Source organism: Oscillospiraceae bacterium MB08-C2-2 (genome assembly GCA_035621215.1).
GTDB lineage: Bacteria > Bacillota > Clostridia > Oscillospirales > Ruminococcaceae > WRAV01.
Genome location: CP141729.1, coordinates 495,327 through 513,267 on the forward strand (window position 1 = coordinate 495,327; position 17,941 = coordinate 513,267).

Annotated in this window: 19 protein-coding genes and 1 pseudogene; 14 read left to right on the forward strand and 6 right to left on the reverse strand. The window is 49.2% G+C overall.

Annotated elements, in window-relative coordinates:
• Nucleotides 1-25 precede the first annotated feature (25 nt).
• The 4 genes from U6B65_02105 to U6B65_02120 all read right to left on the reverse strand — a co-directional run bounded on the left by U6B65_02105 (nt 26) and on the right by U6B65_02120 (nt 3,911).
• The gene (locus U6B65_02105) at nt 26-1,108 is read right to left on the reverse strand and encodes a GntR family transcriptional regulator (GenBank protein WRS27945.1); all 1,083 of its coding nucleotides are present in this window, start codon (nt 1,106-1,108) and stop codon (nt 26-28) included.
• Nucleotides 1,109-1,311: 203 nt separating this feature from the next.
• Complete coding sequence (locus U6B65_02110; protein WRS27946.1) at nt 1,312-1,800, reverse strand: heme-degrading domain-containing protein; 489 nt, start codon at nt 1,798-1,800, stop codon at nt 1,312-1,314.
• 88 nt (nt 1,801-1,888) lie between these two features.
• Nucleotides 1,889-2,935: a hypothetical protein gene (locus U6B65_02115; protein WRS27947.1), complete on the reverse strand. Its 1,047-nt coding sequence runs from the start codon at nt 2,933-2,935 to the stop codon at nt 1,889-1,891.
• A gap of 181 nt (nt 2,936-3,116) precedes the next feature.
• Nucleotides 3,117-3,911, reverse strand: a complete 795-nt coding sequence (locus U6B65_02120; protein WRS27948.1) for an IclR family transcriptional regulator — start codon at nt 3,909-3,911, stop codon at nt 3,117-3,119.
• A 399-nt stretch (nt 3,912-4,310) separates the two neighbouring features.
• Here U6B65_02120 and U6B65_02125 point away from each other — a divergent pair, with 399 nt between their 5' ends.
• From U6B65_02125 to U6B65_02170, 10 genes are all read left to right on the forward strand, one after another.
• Entirely contained in the window at nt 4,311-5,591 is a 1,281-nt protein-coding gene (locus U6B65_02125) for an ABC transporter substrate-binding protein (GenBank protein ID WRS27949.1), read from the forward strand.
• A 166-nt stretch (nt 5,592-5,757) separates the two neighbouring features.
• Complete coding sequence (locus U6B65_02130; protein ID WRS27950.1) at nt 5,758-6,639, forward strand: branched-chain amino acid ABC transporter permease; 882 nt, start codon at nt 5,758-5,760, stop codon at nt 6,637-6,639.
• A complete protein-coding gene (locus U6B65_02135) occupies nt 6,636-7,649 on the forward strand; it encodes a branched-chain amino acid ABC transporter permease (GenBank protein ID WRS27951.1) in 1,014 nt (337 codons plus the stop codon). The genes U6B65_02130 and U6B65_02135 overlap by 4 nt, the downstream gene beginning before the upstream one ends.
• Nucleotides 7,642-8,376 (forward strand): ABC transporter ATP-binding protein, encoded by a 735-nt coding sequence (locus U6B65_02140; protein WRS27952.1) that lies wholly within the window; start codon nt 7,642-7,644, stop codon nt 8,374-8,376. The genes U6B65_02135 and U6B65_02140 overlap by 8 nt, the downstream gene beginning before the upstream one ends.
• The gene (locus tag U6B65_02145) at nt 8,360-9,064 is read left to right on the forward strand and encodes an ABC transporter ATP-binding protein (protein WRS27953.1); all 705 of its coding nucleotides are present in this window, start codon (nt 8,360-8,362) and stop codon (nt 9,062-9,064) included. The genes U6B65_02140 and U6B65_02145 overlap by 17 nt, the downstream gene beginning before the upstream one ends.
• 81 nt (nt 9,065-9,145) lie before the next feature.
• Nucleotides 9,146-9,787, forward strand: a complete 642-nt coding sequence (locus U6B65_02150; GenBank protein ID WRS27954.1) for a bifunctional 4-hydroxy-2-oxoglutarate aldolase/2-dehydro-3-deoxy-phosphogluconate aldolase — start codon at nt 9,146-9,148, stop codon at nt 9,785-9,787.
• A 65-nt stretch (nt 9,788-9,852) separates the two neighbouring features.
• Entirely contained in the window at nt 9,853-10,860 is a 1,008-nt protein-coding gene (locus tag U6B65_02155; protein ID WRS27955.1) for a 2-dehydro-3-deoxygalactonokinase, read from the forward strand.
• A 36-nt stretch (nt 10,861-10,896) separates the two neighbouring features.
• Entirely contained in the window at nt 10,897-11,883 is a 987-nt protein-coding gene (locus U6B65_02160) for a C-terminal binding protein (protein WRS27956.1), read from the forward strand.
• Between the two features lie 392 nt (nt 11,884-12,275).
• Complete coding sequence (locus U6B65_02165; protein WRS27957.1) at nt 12,276-12,452, forward strand: CPC_1213 family protein; 177 nt, start codon at nt 12,276-12,278, stop codon at nt 12,450-12,452.
• Between the two features lies 1 nt (nt 12,453).
• Nucleotides 12,454-12,744: a DUF3892 domain-containing protein gene (locus U6B65_02170; protein ID WRS27958.1), complete on the forward strand. Its 291-nt coding sequence runs from the start codon at nt 12,454-12,456 to the stop codon at nt 12,742-12,744.
• A gap of 98 nt (nt 12,745-12,842) precedes the next feature.
• Here U6B65_02170 and U6B65_02175 read toward each other — a convergent pair whose 3' ends face one another.
• Together U6B65_02175 and U6B65_02180 are read right to left on the reverse strand one after the other, a co-directional pair.
• Nucleotides 12,843-13,151 (reverse strand): DUF4491 family protein, encoded by a 309-nt coding sequence (locus U6B65_02175; GenBank protein ID WRS28898.1) that lies wholly within the window; start codon nt 13,149-13,151, stop codon nt 12,843-12,845.
• 107 nt (nt 13,152-13,258) lie between these two features.
• Nucleotides 13,259-13,738, reverse strand: coding sequence for an iron dependent repressor, metal binding and dimerization domain protein (locus U6B65_02180; GenBank protein ID WRS27959.1), 480 nt, complete (start codon nt 13,736-13,738; stop codon nt 13,259-13,261).
• 472 nt (nt 13,739-14,210) lie between these two features.
• Between U6B65_02180 and U6B65_02185 the strand changes: the two genes are divergently transcribed.
• The 4 genes and pseudogenes from U6B65_02185 (at nt 14,211) to U6B65_02200 (ending at nt 17,768) form a co-directional block, all read left to right on the forward strand.
• Nucleotides 14,211-15,149 (forward strand): zinc ABC transporter substrate-binding protein, encoded by a 939-nt coding sequence (locus U6B65_02185; protein WRS27960.1) that lies wholly within the window; start codon nt 14,211-14,213, stop codon nt 15,147-15,149.
• 58 nt (nt 15,150-15,207) lie between these two features.
• Complete coding sequence (locus U6B65_02190) at nt 15,208-15,966, forward strand: metal ABC transporter ATP-binding protein (GenBank protein WRS27961.1); 759 nt, start codon at nt 15,208-15,210, stop codon at nt 15,964-15,966.
• Between the two features lies 1 nt (nt 15,967).
• Nucleotides 15,968-16,891, forward strand: a complete 924-nt coding sequence (locus tag U6B65_02195) for an iron chelate uptake ABC transporter family permease subunit (GenBank protein ID WRS27962.1) — start codon at nt 15,968-15,970, stop codon at nt 16,889-16,891.
• Nucleotides 16,875-17,768 (forward strand): annotated as a pseudogene (locus tag U6B65_02200) (metal ABC transporter permease). The gene U6B65_02195 and the pseudogene U6B65_02200 overlap by 17 nt, the downstream one beginning before the upstream one ends.
• The last annotated feature ends 173 nt before the right edge of the window (nt 17,769-17,941 follow it).

Sequence of the window (17,941 nt, forward strand, 5' to 3'; positions counted from 1 at the left end):
CTGTTTTAATCCGGATGAACGAGCACTAATGATTTCGATCCAGCACGGTATCCCCTTCCACCAGTTCAACCGGAACGATAATTTTGGTTCCGTAGGGAGGGTTCATATTGTAATTGAAAAAGTAACCCACCGCCACCTCTGCTAAAGAGGTGATGTTGACATTAATGGTGGTGAGCCGCTGCTCCATTGTTTGCAGGTCACGGATATTATCACTGCTCATGATGCTGATATCCTCAGGGATTTTCAGACCGGAGTCTCGGATAGCCCGCACGGCGCCCAAAGCCATCATATCGTTGAAGGCATAAATCGCCGTGGGCAGGGGAGAGAGGGTCTCGAGTAATTTTTTGGTGCAGTCATAACCGGAGTCAAAATCCCAGTTCCCCGGGAAAATGCAAGCCTTTTTCAGTGTGAGATCATGCTGAAAGAAGGCCGAAAGAATACCGGAAAGCCTATCCCGAGAGGATTGAAAATCATCGGGGCCGGTGATAAAAGCCATGTGGCGGTGTCCCTTGCCGATCAGATATTCCACAGCCAGCGAGCCGGCACCGGCGCTGTCGTAGCAGATCGAGAGGCCATTGTTGTGGTAGCTCTGAATCTGTGCAATCCGAACGCCGCTTTCCTCCGCTCTGGTTAAATAACTCTGCTTGGTTTTGCTGGCGAATATAATGCCGTGGAACTGTTGCTGGGAAAGAATAGAGGCCAATTCTTCTTCACTGCGAACGGTGGAATAAAGCATGCTGGCACTGTATTTTTTACATTGATTTTCTACCTGATAGAAAAGGTCTGAATAAAAAAGCTGGGTGATCTTTTTGCTGATTTCCTCTTCTTCCACAATGAAAAAACCAATCATTTTGGAATCGTGGGAGGGCAGCTGGTGATTTTTGCGATAGATCACTTTGGTACCGGCTCCGGCCCTTTTTTCTACGAAGCCATCGGATACTAAAAAATCCAACGCCTTGCGCACAGTTGCACGATCCACATCAAAGCGGGCAGAAATCTCTTTTTCCGAGGGCAGAAAGACATCATAGGGGAAAACCTCCTCCATGATCTCCTTTTTTAATGCAGAGTAGACGATCTCATACAGATATTTTTTTCCTCTGGTTTCCATATTCTCCCTCATCCCCACCGGCAGGGGGCAGTGTGCCCGCTGCCTCCTATTGGCTCGCTTTATTTGATCTGTTCAAGAAAAACCCCACGAATCCAAACTTCTATAGAGTTATTATATGTGAAAAATATTGCTTTTTCAATAGAGTGGCAAAAAGGCATAAAAATACCGGGTGCGATTTGCCCCCGGTATTCCAGTCGGAAAGTTTAGTGCTCGTCTTTTTCTGCCATAGAAGCTATGTACCGGGTGATCGCATCCACAACATATTCGTGATCAGAAAGATGATCCAACCCTGTAACGGTGATAGCCCCCACCACATCGGCACCTTTTACCCTAATGGGAACAGAACCTCCCATCAGCACATAATCGGCGCTGCTCAGCCCGTGAACTTCAAGACTGGAACCTTTTTGCTCTATCGAAAGCCGGGTCAGCAGAGAGCTTTGCCTGAATTGATACACAACATTGGATTTACGCCGAATCCAATTATCTGAGTTGGGGGCAAGGCCATCCAGCGAAAACTGAAAGACTGTCTGCCGCCCAATGGAAACCGAAACAGCGATGATCTTATTTTCTCTTTTTGCCCGCTCAACAACAAGCAGCCCAAGCTTCATAGCGTCCTCGCAGCTGAACTGGGGGAAAACCAGGGATTTTTCCAATAAGGCCAATTCCTCGACCGAAGGCATGGAAAGAGGCATTGAATCAACTCCTTTTTAAATTACAGAACATATTTAATTATACTCCCTGAGAGCGCAATTGACTATATGCATATGCCCATATAACAAATTATTCATCGAAACCTTTGCATTTATAAACAACCGCTGTGCCTGCATTGCGGTTGGCGGAAAATATGCAATCTCCCTCGGGCCGATTTAAGATGATAGCATTGCTGGGGCCTTGCCCTGCATCAATTGGGTGAATTTTAAATTCCTGGGTGTCCGGCTGCCAGCTTACAAAGAAAAGCTGTTCTTTTCCGCCACGGCCTCCTCCTAAAAAGCCCTTGCGGCCTGCCAAAGTGCCTTGCTGGACCACGTGATAGAAATTCACCACCTCCGGGTGTTGGAAAACCAGCTGATAAGAACCGCCTATTTTCTTGTATATGCGGAATTTATCACCGTGGAAGGCTTCAATAGTGGCAATTTCAAGCTCGCCGTCCCCGTCAATATCCACCATATCACCGTCGCTGAAGGTACCCTCCAGAATTTTTTCAATGCCCCATTCCGGCTGGCCTTTTCCGGGCGGCGTAAAAATAAACCCACCGCTTTCACAGGTTACAAATCCGCATTCTGTACCATTCCACTGCACTCTGGCGTATCCATGGTTCTTGAGGAAGGTGTCTCCCAGCATTTCCAGCCGAATTTCCTCTTCGGGGCCTTCGGGAAGCAGGGCGGCATACACAATACCGGGCTGGGACCAATCCTCCAGAGAGCTTTTGTGAGCGGCTACACAGCAAACAAGCAGATAAAGGCGTCCATCCCGACTGAGCAGATCAAACCGATGAATATAAGGGCGGGTAAACAGGGGGGATACCGCAAAGCTTCCATCGGCTTGGTGCTTCACCCAGACAAGCTGGGATTCTTCCCAATCCCAGAGGCGGTAAAATTTCTGTATGGCCAAAAATTCCCCGTCTTTTCCCGGGATGGGCACCATGCTCATGGTACCGCCCGGGTGTTCCCACACCGTTTTAGGAGAAGAAAGCTTATCCACATCAATGGCAAGACATTTGTCATCGCTTTCACTGGCAAACAGAACGTGGGTTTTGTGGTTAATGGAAGCCTCAGCCACCGAATAACAGCCCTCAAGGGCAGCCAGTTCCAACTTTGTGAATTTCATCCAAGGCCTCCTTTGATTTTATAACCATGAAATGATTTGCAGATGGGTTGAGTGCAGCATTCTTAATCAATAAAAGATATAAACCGATATAGGAACTTAGTTCGTGGAAGCATCTAAAAAAATAATAAGACATCTGTATGCCTTTGTCAAGGATATGAAAACAAGATGTCAAAAAATTTGCTCAAGGGGCAGGGCACAAACGGGACCAATTTTCAAAATTCACCGCAATGAGTTCCTGAATTTTATACTGTGCCGAAGCCAAAGCGATGAGCGTTGCCTTTTCTTTTTCTTCGCTGTAGCGATAAACGGGGATAGGCACACTGATGGAGGCTACAATGGCGCCGTTGTGCAAAATCGGCACGGCAAGGCATTGTGTTCCGGGGGTAGATTCTTCTTTTTCGCAGCAGTAGCCGATGGCCTTTGATTGCTGGAGCTGCTCAAAAAGAATATCAAAGGAAGTGATGGTTAAGGGTGTTAAAGGGAGCAAACCCCGTGGATAAAGCAGTTTAAGCTCTTCAAGAGAGAAATCCAGCAGCAGGCATTTGCCCAGTCCAGTGCTGTATGCGGGGTTCTGATGGCCGATAGAAGCGGTCATAACCCGGATCGGTGCAGAAGATTCTTCCTTCGCAATATAGAGGACATCTCCCCCCCGCCGAATGCCCAGAAAGCAGGTTTCGTCCAGTCTTTTGGTCACTTGGCTCAGCTCAAGCTGAATGGATTTCAATACATCCACCGACCGGAGATAGCAGTTGCCTAATATAAACAGGCTATCCCCCAAGAAGTATTTTTGCAGGCTTGCATTGTAGGAAAGATACTTTCGGTGATTGAGGGTATGCAGCAAAGGGTGAAGGCTGCTTTTTGGCATATCCATATCCCGGACAATTTCAGTAAAAGTCATTCCCTCCGGGGAGCCAGAGATCAGCTCCAATATATCCAAAATGCGGCTGGTGGTGCGATGAAAAGCGGGTTCAGACATAATAATCCTCCTTTAAGGGGGTTGTGATAAGCCCATCAGCCAAAGTGCAGGCTGAAAAGACAATGGAAAAATCATATGCGGGGCAGTCTTAATTAATTTATAAGTATAGCATAAGATCATATCGGAGTAAATATTGTGCCGCAAATATCCTGAATAAGCCTTTTTATCACGATTTCTTAGAAATCTTAGCCGGTTTCACAGGTTTCCGGCATGCTTTTAGTGTATAGGCAAAAATAACAAATAAATAAAACAAATATACTGTATTGTGATGATATTCAATATTTTCTCTTGACATTTACAAAGCGACTGCATTAAGATAAAGCCACAAACACAATTGAGAACTAAGTTCGTAAACAGGAACAAACACAAATTCCATTTTTAACAAAGGAGAATGTAAAAATGAAAAACAGCCTTAGGATTGCCTGTCTTATGTGTGCGATGCTTCTGATTCTTGCGGGTTGTGGCGGTGCTGCGACCCCTGCCGCCTCCTCGGCCGGTAATACAGCAGCTTCTCAGCCTGCCGGCTCTCAGGAAGCTGGCGGCGATTTCCCGGATACTGTTAAAATCGCGTTTATATATCCGCTTTCCGGTGCCAATGCCGAATCCGGTAAAATGTGCACAGATGGCGCCAATCTTGCCGTTAAGCATATCAACGAAGCAGGCGGCATTCAATCCATGGGCGGCGCCAAGGTTGAACTGGTGATTTATGACGGCACCAGCGACCCTGCTCAGGGCAAAAACGTGGCGGAACGCGCATTGAGTGACAAGAGCATTTTGGCGGCTGTGGGCAGCGGCACCAGTGCCTTGACTCTGCCAATGCTGCCGGCCTTTGAAAAAGCCCGCGTGCCTTTGGTCACCTTCACGAACTCCAAGGATTTGACCAATCAGGGCTACAAATACATATTCTCCACCACCAACCGTGGCTCGGATCTGGGTCTTTACAATGCCATGTTCATTCAGCATCTCAATGATAGCAAGGGCGCCAACATCAAAAAGGTTGCCATTATCTATGAGAACTCCGCCAACGGTATTTCCATGGCAGAGGGTGCTCGAGGCAAGGCCAAGGATATGGGGCTGGAAATCGTATTTGACGAATCCTATCCCGCCGGCAACGTAGACTTTGCCCCCATGGTCACCGCCATGAAAAACTCCGGAGCGGATGCGGTTCTGCCTTATGGCTACATGCAGGAGGCCAAGCTAATTTTCTCCACCATGCGTGACCTGAGCTATTTCCCCATCATTATGGGTAACTCCAACTGGCCTTCTTACTACGAAGCTCTGGGCGAGGCCACCAACGGCGTTATTGCAGTGGGCAACTGGAATTTCTCCACCACCATTGTTCAGAACAACCCGGAATATCAGGCAATTGTGGATGGATTTGAAAAAGAATACGGCTATTACATGACCGAGCAGGCCGGCCCTGCCTACGATGGTGTACGCATCATTGCCGCCGCTCTTGAGCTAAATCCCACTACTGATTCCACCGTTTTGAGAGATACCATTTCCTCCAATGAGTTTCAGGGCATGCAGCTTTCCGGTGCTTACAAATTCAACGAAGCCGGTGAGAATGTAAACGGCGTTCCTGCTGTTACCCAGTGGCAGTATGGCAAGCCTGTCTGCGTATTCCCTGAGGAATTCTCTGTCAATGAATACATCAATCCTTCCGAGTTCAAAAAATAGCAGTATTCCCATGCGCTTTTGATGTTAACTTAAACCGCCGCACTGCCTGCATCCACACGGTGTTTGCAGGCAGGCTCCTGTTGGCAGCTGGGCTCGAGAAGGCGGAGCGGACAAAACCGGACAATTTGAGCAGTTGTACGGGTGAAAATGATTAGGGAGGCATTCTATGTCACAAGGATGGCTTATTGGTCAATCCATTATCAATGGGCTGACTATGGGAGGGATTTACGCACTGATATCGGTGGGGCTTACTCTGATATTCGGTGTTATGAAGGTTATTAACTTTGCACAGGGTGAGTTTCTCATGCTGGGCATGTATATGGCTCTGATTTTGCAGCGGGTTACAACGCTGGGGCCTTATTATCTGGTAATACCGGTGGCGATGCTCATGTTTGGGATCGGCATTGTTGTCTACCGTGTTGTAATCAAGCGAATTATTGGCCGGGATGGAACCAGCTTTACCATTATCACCATGGGCCTTTCCTATGTGATGGTAACAGTTACACAGCTGATTTTTTCTCCCAACAGCCAAACTGTCAAAAGCACGGTGGGGACTATCTCGGTCTCTGCGGGGCCTTTCAGCATGGCTTTGCCCCGTTTGGTTGCCTGCGGTGTTATGACAGTATCGGTTATAGCGGTCTATCTGTTCCTGAAAAAAACCGATATAGGCCGTGCCATGCGTGCTACCTCCGAAAACCGTGAGGTATCTCAGATGCTGGGTATCAAAACCAACAGCATTTATCGGCTGGCTTTCGGGCTGGGCATCACCATGGCAGGGGTTACAGGGGTTATGCTGACCCCAACCTATTTTGTTAATCCAACTGTCGGCGCACCCTTCAAAACCATTGCTATGGCTTGCGTTGTTTTAGGAGGCCTTGGCAACATTGGGGGAGCGGTGATCGGCGGTTTGCTTGCCGGTATATTTGAAGCCTTTGTGGGCTCTTATATTTCCTTTGATCTGGCTCCCGGCGCCATTTATTTCATTCTGCTGGTTGTGCTTGTGCTCAAGCCCAACGGATTGTTTGGTAAGGGGGCAAGAAAAGCATGATATCACGAAACAAACCCTCACGCAAAGCCTTGATCATCGGTGGGCTGGCGCTGGCCTTTTTAGCCATATTCCCTCTGTTCAGCAACAACAACTATTTTCTTTCCGTAGGTGTTACCTTCTGTGTTTTTGCCAGTTTGGGAAGCGCATGGAACCTGATCGGCGGCTATGCTGCTCAGATTTCCTGGTGCCATGCCACCTTTGTGGCCATTGGGGCCTATACCAGCTATTTGCTGTATATCCATCTGGGGATTTCCCCTTGGATCGGCATGCTGGCGGGGATGGCACTTTCCTCCGGGGCCGCTCTTTTTATCGGTAATATATCCTTCCGCCTCAGAGGGCCTTTTTTCTCCCTTTCCACCATTGCCTTTGCCGAGCTGGTTCGTGTTTACCTCCAGTGGCATAAGGATTTGACTAAGGGAGCCAACGGACTAGTGGTAACCTTTAAGGAGGATAGCTTTGTTAACCTGATGTTCTCCACCGTAAAGCCCTATTACTACATCATGCTGGGTGTTCTGGTGGTTTCGGTGTTTGTATGCTGGAATGTGGCCCGTTCCCGTCTGGGCTATTATCTCAAGGCCATCAAAGCCGATGAGGATGCAGTCAACTCGCTGGGTATCTCCTCCAATGAAGCGAAGATGAAGGCGTTTGTCATCAGCGCCCTCATTGCCTCTGCCGTGGGAACCGTTTATGCCTTCTTCCTTGGCTATATCGATCCACAAAGCTTCGGCAGTCTGGATTTATCCACCAAAATCGGCAGTATGGCCATTGTAGGCGGCTTGGGCACCATTGCCGGGCCATTGATCGGTGCCGCATTCTTGGTGCCGCTGAGCGAAGTGGCCAACATTCTTCTTGGCTCCGCAGGGGCGGGGATGCTTTTGTATGGTCTTTCCATCATGCTGGTGTTCACCTTCCGCCCGGAAGGCATTGTGAGCCTGTTTAAAGGGAAAAAGGCCGATCCCGCCACTGTACCGGTCAAGACAGGCAAAGCGGAGGGCACAGCCAATGAATGAGCAGCTTCAAGTGAGAAACCTCAGAAAATCCTTTGGCGGTGTACACGCAGTCAACGATGTCAGCTTTGATGTATATAAAGGCGAAATACTGGGGCTTATCGGCCCCAACGGCTCGGGCAAATCCACCATGGTCAACTTGATCAGCGGCATGTATAAGCAGGATGCAGGTGAGGTGACTTTTGAAGGCAAGGTTATTAGCAAAGCCACCGTTCCCGGACGTTCCCGGTTGGGCATCGGCAGAACCTTTCAGTCTCCCAAGCCTTTTGTGGGGCTGAGCGTGTTCGAGAGTGTGTTTACCATTGCCCTTCAATCCATGCATTTTGCACAGGCCGAGAAAAGGACACTGGAAATATTGGAAATGAGCGATCTGCTGGATGTGGCGGATTGGCGTAGTGAGCGCCTGCCCATTGAGCGCAGAAAATGGCTGGATATGGCCCGCATTCTGGCAACCGACCCCAAGCTGATCATGCTGGATGAGGTTATGGCGGGGCTGAACCCCTCCGAGATCGAAACCAGCATCGATATGGTTCGGCGTATCAATGAAATGGGCATTACCATTCTTTTTATTGAGCATGTTATGAAGGCTGTGGTAAAGCTCTGCCACCGTATTGTTGTGCTCAACGAGGGTAAGCTTCTCTGCTCCGGTGAACCGGATGCGGTTATGAACAACCCCGATGTGGTCAAGGCGTATTTAGGGGGAGGCTTTAAAAATGCTAAAGCTGAGTAATGTAAGTGCCGGTTACGGCGATCTTCAGGTTCTTTTCGATGTTTCTCTGGATGTAGGGGCAGGGGAGTGTGTGGCTCTGGTTGGCTCCAACGGAGCCGGTAAAACATCGCTGCTGCGCATTGTGTCAGGATTTCTTCCCATTACAGGGGGAAGTGTGACCTTTGAGGGAACCGACCTTATGAAAACCCCCACCACCGAAAGAGCCTCCATGGGTATTGCGCACATTCCCCAAGGCCGGGGTGTTTTGGGAACGCTGAATGTCATGGATAACCTGATTCTGGGGGGCTATGATAAGCGGGTAAAGGCCCGCCGGATGGATAATATTGAAAAGGTTTTTCAGATTTTCCCCAAGCTCAAGCAAAGGCAGCACCAGATCGCAGGCTCCCTTTCCGGCGGCGAGCAGCAGATGCTTGCAATCGGCCGTGCTCTGATTATGGAGCCCAAGCTTCTGATGCTGGATGAGCCCTCTCTCGGCCTTGCTCCCATCATTGTGGAGGAGGTTTTCGAGACCATCGGCAAGGTGCGGGATACGGGTATGTCTATCCTGATTATTGAGCAGAATCTGCTGGCGGCTTTGAGCATTGCCCAGCGAGGCTATGCGTTGGAAACCGGACGCATTGTGCTTGAGGATACCGCTGAAAACCTGATGAATAACGAGGATATCAAAAAAGCCTACTTAGGCATTTGACCGAGTCATATCCAAGTAGAATCTCCGGCACTGAACGTGATGTTTAAACCGCAGCCGGAATCAGCCTCAGGAGGAATTACCATGAAATTTGATATTTGCAAGGCCGTTTCAGAACATAAGGTGATCGCCATTCTGCGTGGCGTGGATAAAGACCGGGTGGTGGAAACCGCACAGGCTCTTTATGATGGAGGCATTCGCCTGCTGGAAATCACCTTTGCACAACACAGCCCCACCTGTATAGAAGATACCCGCTTTGCCATTGGGGCGGTAAGGGAGCAGTTTGGTGACAAAATGGCCGTGGGCGCAGGCACTGTGCTTACCAAGGAACAGGCGGCCGCCGCTCATGAAGGAGGCGCTCAGTTTATCCTTTCTGCTGTTACCGATCCCAGTGTGATTGCTTGTGCCAATGAGCTGGGCATGGCTACCGTTCCCGGTGCGATGACCCCCAGTGAAATTCAGCTGGGCTATAGCAGCGGGGGAGATTTGATCAAGGTTTTCCCGGCAGGGGATATGGGGCTAAGCTATATTAAATCGGTTAGAGCGCCTTTGAGTCACATCCCTATGCTGGCAGTGGGCGGTGTTGACCATAACAACCTCTCCGATTTCTTGGCCGTGGGAGTAGTGGGCGTTGGAATCGGCTCCAATCTGGCTGATCCCCGCCTGATTGTACAAGGCGATTTTGCCGAGATTACCAGAAGGGCCCGGCTTTATACGGCTCGCTAATAAAAAAAGGCCTTGGATTCATACACTCTCAAGGCTCCAGTAAAAAGAACAGGGGAATTATTTAAATGGCGCAGCAAACGATCATGACCATTGATTCCGGCACAACCAACACCAGAGTTGTGCTGTGGGATTTGAACCAACAGATGATCTGTATGCAGAAAAAAGAGGTAGGCGTTCGGGATACCGCCATTAACGGCAGCAACCAGCTGCTCAAGCGGGGGGTTAAGGAATGCATCGATGGCGTGTTGGAGCAAGCATCCATCGGCTTTGATGATGTCAAGACCATCATTGCCAGCGGCATGATTACCTCCAATATGGGTCTGGTGGAAATCCCCCATGTGGTGGCTCCCGCCGGAATGGACGAGCTGGCCGCAGCAACAAAAGCGGTTTTGCTGGAGGATGTCTGCCCCAAGCCCATCTGGTTTATCCCGGGAATCAAGAACAACAGCCAGCCGGTGGATATGCAAAACTACGAAGCCATGGATATTATGCGTGGTGAGGAGACCGAAAGTGTTTATCTCATTGAGCGGTACCATGAGGGCAAGCCTATGGTACTGATTCTGCCCGGCTCTCATACCAAGCTTGTGGCAGTCAATGAGCAAGGCAAAATCACCGGCTGTATGACCTCTATTTCAGGGGAGCTTCTTTCGGCTCTATCCTTCCATACCATCATTGCCGATGCTGTGGGCAGGCGCTTTGTGGATGAAGAATACAGCAAGGAAATGACCCTGTATGGCTATCAGAACTGCAAGAAAGTGGGTATCAGCCGGGCTTCTTTCTCGGCTAGAATTCTCAGCCAGTTTTCGGGAAAATCCGCCAACAGCATCGCCAATTATATGCTGGGGGTCTCTCTCCAAGAGGATGTGGCGGCTATGAAAAATACAGATGCTCTGCGCCTTGATGCGGATTCCACCATTCTCATAGCGGGGAAAAATCCGCTCAGGCAGGCTCTGGTGGATGTGCTGGAATACGATGGCTATTACAAAAACATCATCAACTACAGCCCGGAGGAAGGCAAACCCATGTCCGCTCTGGGAGCCAGCCTCATTGCGGGAAAATGCAATCTCCTATGAATGCGGCAAAAAAATATAAGTAAAGAGGTAATGATTATGCAATTAAAAGCAGTTATCACCGAATACGAATATCCTGATGTAAACATTGAAAGAGAAATCATTGAAAAAGCCGGTTTTGCTTTTGAAGAATATCAGGCAAAAACCGAGGATGAGCTGATTGAAGCCACCCGGGATGCTCATGCTGTGATCGTGCAGTATGCCGAGATCACCCCTCGGGTTATTGAGCATATGCAAAACTGCAAGATGATTGTCAAATACGGCATTGGTATCAACAACATCCATTACCAAGCCGCAACCGAAAAGGGGATCTACATTTGCAATATTCCTGATTACGGCGTGGAAGAAGTAGCCAATCATGCTGTCGCCGGTATTATGGCTCTGGCCCGCAAAATTACCATATCGGATAAAACTCTGCGTGGGGGTTATTGGGGTTCTGGTAAGCTGGAGCCGGTCCGCCGCCTGAGCAATTCCACTGTGGGCATCATCGGCTGCGGGCGCATTGGTGGAACGGTCGCTCAAAGAATGAAAGCCTTTGGCGTGCGGGTCATTGCATGGGATAACCGGGCTGAAAGCCTTGCGGATCAGAACCCCGGCGTGGAGTTTGTTGATTTTGAAACCCTGCTGAAAGAAAGCGATTATATCTCCATCCACTGTCCCTTGGATGATAACACCAAATATTTGATTGATGCGCAGGCTATTGCCAAAATGAAGCCTACCACTTTTATTATCAATACAGCACGAGGCCCCATTATCCGGGAAAGCGACCTGATTGAAGCCCTGCAAACCGGCAAGCTGGCCGGGGCCAGTCTGGATGTGTTTGAAAGTGAGCCTGTTTCACAGGAGAATCCTTTGCTGACTATGGAAAATGTGATTGTATCACCCCATACCGCTTGGTACAGCATGGAAGGCATCACCGCTCTGCACACCAAAGCAGCCACCGAGGCTGTGAACGTGTTGCAGGGGAACCTGCCGTTTAACCTCTGCAATCCTGAGGTGCTCAAAGAGCACAGCCATTCTCTTTAAAGGCTATCGCTGATTTTTAAAATTGCCCTCCTCTTGTTATGCGCTCTCTGCGGCCTTTTTTCGGTATCATGATTTGTTGGAGTTTGTCCGCCCTGACAAATGATTTTATCGGAAGCAGAGAGCGTTTTTTTGTTTTGCTGCTCCTGCTCATCAACTGTGTGCGCTCTCAATCTGAGGATAGAGGCTATAAAAAGAATAGGCCGGGGCTTTGTTGGAATGCTATTTACTATAGTCAGTTCCGCAGCTGAAAACGTGGCGGCAAGAGCTGCTTTGCGTTTATAAGCTTTCAGGTCGGTTTCAAGCCTGACTATAAGCCGCCGTTTGCAAATGTTAGAGTTCTATACCATAAAAGACAGGCGGATAAAACTGCAACCAAGAAAAGGAGCCACAGTATGGGCAACGAAAATAAAGCCAAAAGCACAAAAAACAAGAAAAAAACGGATGGGAAGTTCCACAGCAAAAACATCAAGCATGATCCCGCCGCCGAAAGCGCTCGGGCAGTCTTTGGGCTGAACCCCACCCATTCCGCTGAAAACAACCACCAGCATCATACAGGAACGGAGGCATAACATGGAGAGCTTTAATACTTCCAGTCTGCCCATGCAGACACTGAAAGATGTACCCACACCCAACGCCAATGCTCAGAGAATCACGGCGCTGGTTAAAGCGGCCGGGCGGGTAACCGGTTATCAGCTGGCCGATGGACGCATACTCAACAAAAGCGAAGGCGTTCAGCTGGCCCGACAGGGCGGCATTGAGGGCGTTGGCATTGCCACCCGCAACGGCAGTGAATATCTGAAAGCCCTGCCAGACAGCAGTGACAGCAACAACCTGAGCAATCTGCCTTCGGTTAAGCAGTAGATGATGTAGAAGGCTTCTCATATTAAACAGGAATCTTATTATAAAAGCAAAAGGCCTCCGTCTTGAAACCGGAGGCCTTTTGCTTTTATATCGTGCGGCTAGTCCTGCTTTTTTGCAAGAGCCTTGTTTTCTCTCTTGGGGTTTGCCGGGAACCACCCTTTTTTCACCCGGTGTTCCTGCTCAAACAATTCTTTGATGCTCCAAAAACAGGAAAATCCCGTTACCCCCAAAACAGCAGATGGAAGCGTGCTTTTCACTAGGATCGAGCCTATCACAAATAAAAGACCACCCACTAAAAAGGCCGGAAAAATGCGTTTGGAAAAATAATACTCTGCCTTTATTACAATGGGGTGAAAAAGCCCTATAATCAAAAAAGAACAGAATCCAATCAGTATGCCGTCAAAAATATGCTTTACCCCCAATCTCAATGCAGTGGATATCCTTAAACTGGTAATATTGTAGCATATATTGCCCATCTTGAAAAGCAAATAAACTTATCGCCCATACTTATGTGTCACTTGATGAGTGTTTCCCCATCATCCGGTTTCGGAAGGCATTGGGGGTTGAGCGTGAGAAATTCCACCAGCACCTTTAGCCTGCTTATGGTGTAGCTGCTTAAAAAATGCTCGATCTGCTCGGTCTCTTTTAAAGGATCACGGCTGCCAAGCAGTGTGAGAAAGGCCTCCATGGTCTGGTGGCGATCCAGCAGATACTGGCCGTTTTCTCTCCCTTTTTTGGTGAGCTGGATGCTTTCATTGCGGTCATATTCCAGATAGCCCAGTTCTGTGAGCTTTAAAATCATTTTAGAAGCGGAAGAGGGGCGAACATGCAGCTGCTCCGATAACCGCCCTACCCGGGTATAGCCATCCTGCAAGCAGAGCTTAAAAGCCATTTCAAGGTAATCCTCCATAGCGGGGGTGAGGGAGGAATCCTGCTTGTTCATCAGTTGAAAGCCTCTGACAGTGTGATACTGAGAGCTTGTATTGTCTTTCATTGCGTCCAATCCTTTACCTGTTTTCTACAGTATATTCGTAACATAGGAGCTTTAAGCATCATATATTAGTCAAGGGAAAGGCTCTTTCCTGCGGCTAACAGACCAAGATATATTCTTATAGTGGTTTGATTGAACATATTGGTGCGTTTGCTTTTTTAGAACCTGTCTATCTCTTAAAATCAAGAGGGTAGTATGACACCCAATAAAGAGGATTATTGAAAGAAGAATTAGAAGCCGGGCGAAGAAAAACTCGCGTTGGCAACAAAAATATAGCGCAGGTTCTGGGGGTTGCAGAGAGGACCTGATTGATTACCAGCCTTATCAGGGTTTGCAGCTTACGGTGCAGGGGATACAGGCTGTCATTTCCGTGCTGGGAGAGGCATCTGAAGGTATTTCTCATACGCCAATTAGGCTATTTCTGAAGCGAAGCTTATGTGTCAACTTAATTTACAATTCTGGAGGTCCGTTACTTATGCAAAGAAAAATAAATCTGCTGGCAGGTGTGCTGCTTTCCTTTACGCTGGTGCTTACCGGCTGTGGCACTTCGGCGGCACCTGTGGATGATTCCGGCTCCAATGCTCTCAACATTGTGGCAACCACCACCATGCTGGCCGATCTGACCGCAGTCATTGGCGGAGAGCATGTGGCCGTAAATGGGCTTATGGGGCCTGGGATAGACCCACACCTGTATCAGGCCAGTGCAGGGGATGTGAGCCTGATGCAAAAAGCGGATATTGTGGTTTACAACGGCCTGCATCTGGAAGGGAAGATGGGGGAGATTTTTGAGTCACTTTCCCAGCAGGGAGCCGATGTGATCTGCATTCAGGAGGGGCTCGATTCCCAGCGCCTGCTGGAGACACAGGAAAAGGGTGTTTATGACCCACACATCTGGTTCGATTGTTCCTTGTGGGCCCAAGCGGCGGAGCATGTTGCCAAGGAGCTTGCGGAAGCAGATCCCACCCATGCCCAGGACTATAATGCCAACTTAGAAGCCTATTTAAAAGAGCTGGAGGAGTTGGATTCCTATGTAAAAGGCCGGGCGCAGGAGCTGGCACCGGAGCAGCGTGTTTTGGTTACCGCTCATGATGCTTTCCGGTATTTTGGAAAGGCTTATGGCTTTGAGGTCAAGGGCCTGCAGGGAATCAGCACCGATGCAGAAGCAGGAACCGCCGATGTAAGCCTGCTGGCAGAATACATTGCAGCCAATAAAATTAAGGCTATTTTCGTGGAATCCTCGGTGCCTCCCAAAACCATTGAGGCTTTGCAAGCCGCTGTAAAGGCAAAAGGCTTTTCAGTCAATATCGGCGGAGAGCTGTATTCCGATTCGCTGGGCGGAGAAGGCTCAGAAGCGGATACCTATATTTTAACGGTTAAGGCGAATGTTGATACCATTGTAGATGCCCTGAAATAACTCGATATAAACCAGCCCGGCCTAGAGGCGGGTCTGAACACACATGGAGGAGCTTAACGTGAATACAAAACAGCTGGATTATGCTGTAGAAATAAAGGCACTGACAGTTGCCTATGATACCAAGCCGGTTCTGTGGGATGTTGGTTTGAAAATTCCCCAAGGCGAACTGATGGCGGTAGTAGGCCCCAACGGAGCTGGAAAAACAACCTTGATCAAAGCCATGATGGGCCTTTTAAAGCCGGTTTCGGGTACAGTGGAATTTTGGTCCGATCAAACAGAGAATACCCGGAGTCAGCACAGCCGCGTGGGTTATGTGCCCCAAAACGGCAGCGTGGATTGGGATTTTCCCGCTACGGTGCTGGATGTAGTTTTGATGGGCTGCTATGGCAGGCTGGGCTGGATTCGCAGGCCCGGCAAAAAGGATCGGGAGCAGGCCTTGCAGATGCTCGGCAAGGTAGGCATGGAGGAATATGCCTACCGACAGATCAGCCAGCTTTCGGGCGGTCAGCAGCAGCGGGTTTTTTTGGCTCGTGCCCTGATCCAGCAGGCTGAGGTCTATTTTATGGATGAACCCTTTAAAGGTGTGGATGCCCAGACCGAAAAGGCCATTGTTGCTCTGCTCAGGGAACTGAAAAATGAGGGCAGAACTGTGGTGGTGGTGCACCATGATCTGCAAACGGTAGCGGAATATTTTGATTGGGTCACCCTGATCAATCTGGGGGTCATTGCCTGTGGCCCTGTTGAGGAGGTTTTCCATGAAGAGAACCTGAAAAAAACCTACCGCAGCACCAATACCCTGCTCAGGAGTGTGGTGTAAGATGGCAGCGCTTATTTCGCTCCTTCACGATTATACCTTTCAGACAGTGGCGCTGGGTTCTGCACTTTTAGGTATTATCAGCGGTGTGCTGGGGAGCTTTGCGGTGCTGCGCAGGCAAAGCCTTCTGGGGGATGGGGTTTCCCATTCCGCCCTGCCGGGCGTGGTAATGGCTTTTATTCTGCTGGGCAGCAAAAATACAGAGGTTTTGCTGTTGGGAGCGTTGCTCTCCGGGCTTGCTTCCACTCTGCTGATTTTGGGAATTACCCGCTACAGCCGAATCAAGTTTGACAGTGCCTTGGCGCTTGTGATGTCGGTTTTCTTTGGGCTGGGGCTGGTGCTTCTTACTTACGTGCAGAAATTGCCCAATTCCAATCAGGCGGGTCTCAAACGCTTTATCTTTGGGCAGGCCTCTACACTGCTCCAAAGAGATGTACTTCTTATGGCTGGCTGCGGTGCTATTTTGCTGCTGCTTGTGGCCCTGTTTTGGAAAGAACTGAGCCTGTTTACCTTTGACAGTGAATTTGCTCAAAGCTTAGGTTTTTCTCCCAAATGGCTGAACCTGCTGCTTTCCTTTATGATTGTGGTATCCATTATCCTAGGCTTGCAGACAGTGGGCGTGATTCTGATGAGCGCCATGTTGATTGCGCCAGCGGTAGCCGCCCGTCAGTGGACTGACCGACTGTGGGTTATGGTAATATTGGCGGCTTTGTTCGGAGCCGTTGCCGGTGTTGCGGGCACAGCGGCCAGCTCGCTGACTCCCAAGCTGCCCACTGGCCCTGCCATTGTGGTATTTGTCAGCCTGTTTGTGTTGATCGGGGTGCTGTTTGCGCCGGGGCGGGGCATTCTGCACCGGATTTGGAGGCGCTGGAGAAATCGTCAGCTGCTGCTAAAAGAAGGAGGTAAGCCGGATGTCCCCGCAGTTTGAAATACAGCTCATCGCCGTGATTGTGGCGGCAACCTGCGCATTACCCGGGGTTTTTCTGGTGCTGCGCAAAATGTCTATGATGTCCGATTCCATTACCCATACCATTCTTTTGGGGATTGTGCTGGCCTTTTTTGTCACCCATGACCTTTCCTCGCCTTTTCTCATTGTGGGTGCGGCACTGATCGGTGTGGCTACCGTGTGGCTCACCGAAGCGCTGGGGCGTACCCGGCTTCTTGCGGAAGATGCCGCTATTGGCATTGTTTTTCCTCTGCTTTTTTCCATTGCCATTATTCTCATTACCCGTTATGCCGGTTCGGTGCATCTGGATACCGACTCGGTGCTTCTGGGCGAGCTGGCCTTTGCACCCTTTGACAGAATGGTGGTTGCAGGCGTGGATATAGGCGCAAAATCCATTTATACCATGGGCGCTTTGCTTCTGCTGAATCTGGTGGCCATCACCGTCTTTTTCAAGGAGCTAAAGCTGGCTACCTTTGATCCGATGCTGGCAGCTGTTCTGGGTTTTGCACCGGGGCTTCTCCATTATGGCCTGATGACACTGGTTTCACTCACTACCGTGGGAGCCTTTCAGGCGGTCGGCTCGGTGCTTGTGGTGGCTTTTATGATCGGGCCGCCGGTAACCGCCTACCTGCTCACAGATGATCTCAAAAAAATGCTGATTTTCAGTGGATTGATTGGCGGGATTAACGGTATTACAGGATACCATCTGGCTGTGGTGTTGGATGTTTCCATTGCGGGAAGTATGGCTGTAATGACAGGCCTTGTGTTTTTGCTGGTGTTTGTTGCGGCTCCCCGCCGTGGTTTGGTGAGTGCTTTGATTAGGCGCAGAAAGCAAAAAATCGAGTTTTCCCGCATGGTGCAGGAGGGTGTTGTTTCCGGTTCCTTTGCTGAATAATCATATTTTCCCTTATATTACACCGGTGAGTTTGGAATAAATTCATCGGTGTAATTTTATAAAAAAACTCTTTTAAAGTAGCGTTTTTTTTATATTTTGTGATATACTTATTTAGTATCTTGGTAAATTATGGATGG

Coding starts and splice junctions, on each gene's coding strand:
- U6B65_02105 (WRS27945.1), bottom strand. CDS start 1,108: ATGGAAACCAGAGGAAAAAAATATCTGTATGAGATCGTCTACTCTGCA.
- U6B65_02110 (WRS27946.1), bottom strand. CDS start 1,800: ATGCCTCTTTCCATGCCTTCGGTCGAGGAATTGGCCTTATTGGAAAAA.
- U6B65_02115 (WRS27947.1), bottom strand. CDS start 2,935: ATGAAATTCACAAAGTTGGAACTGGCTGCCCTTGAGGGCTGTTATTCG.
- U6B65_02120 (WRS27948.1), bottom strand. CDS start 3,911: ATGTCTGAACCCGCTTTTCATCGCACCACCAGCCGCATTTTGGATATA.
- U6B65_02125 (WRS27949.1), top strand. CDS start 4,311: ATGAAAAACAGCCTTAGGATTGCCTGTCTTATGTGTGCGATGCTTCTG.
- U6B65_02130 (WRS27950.1), top strand. CDS start 5,758: ATGTCACAAGGATGGCTTATTGGTCAATCCATTATCAATGGGCTGACT.
- U6B65_02135 (WRS27951.1), top strand. CDS start 6,636: ATGATATCACGAAACAAACCCTCACGCAAAGCCTTGATCATCGGTGGG.
- U6B65_02140 (WRS27952.1), top strand. CDS start 7,642: ATGAATGAGCAGCTTCAAGTGAGAAACCTCAGAAAATCCTTTGGCGGT.
- U6B65_02145 (WRS27953.1), top strand. CDS start 8,360: ATGCTAAAGCTGAGTAATGTAAGTGCCGGTTACGGCGATCTTCAGGTT.
- U6B65_02150 (WRS27954.1), top strand. CDS start 9,146: ATGAAATTTGATATTTGCAAGGCCGTTTCAGAACATAAGGTGATCGCC.
- U6B65_02155 (WRS27955.1), top strand. CDS start 9,853: ATGGCGCAGCAAACGATCATGACCATTGATTCCGGCACAACCAACACC.
- U6B65_02160 (WRS27956.1), top strand. CDS start 10,897: ATGCAATTAAAAGCAGTTATCACCGAATACGAATATCCTGATGTAAAC.
- U6B65_02165 (WRS27957.1), top strand. CDS start 12,276: ATGGGCAACGAAAATAAAGCCAAAAGCACAAAAAACAAGAAAAAAACG.
- U6B65_02170 (WRS27958.1), top strand. CDS start 12,454: ATGGAGAGCTTTAATACTTCCAGTCTGCCCATGCAGACACTGAAAGAT.
- U6B65_02180 (WRS27959.1), bottom strand. CDS start 13,738: ATGAAAGACAATACAAGCTCTCAGTATCACACTGTCAGAGGCTTTCAA.
- U6B65_02185 (WRS27960.1), top strand. CDS start 14,211: ATGCAAAGAAAAATAAATCTGCTGGCAGGTGTGCTGCTTTCCTTTACG.
- U6B65_02195 (WRS27962.1), top strand. CDS start 15,968: ATGGCAGCGCTTATTTCGCTCCTTCACGATTATACCTTTCAGACAGTG.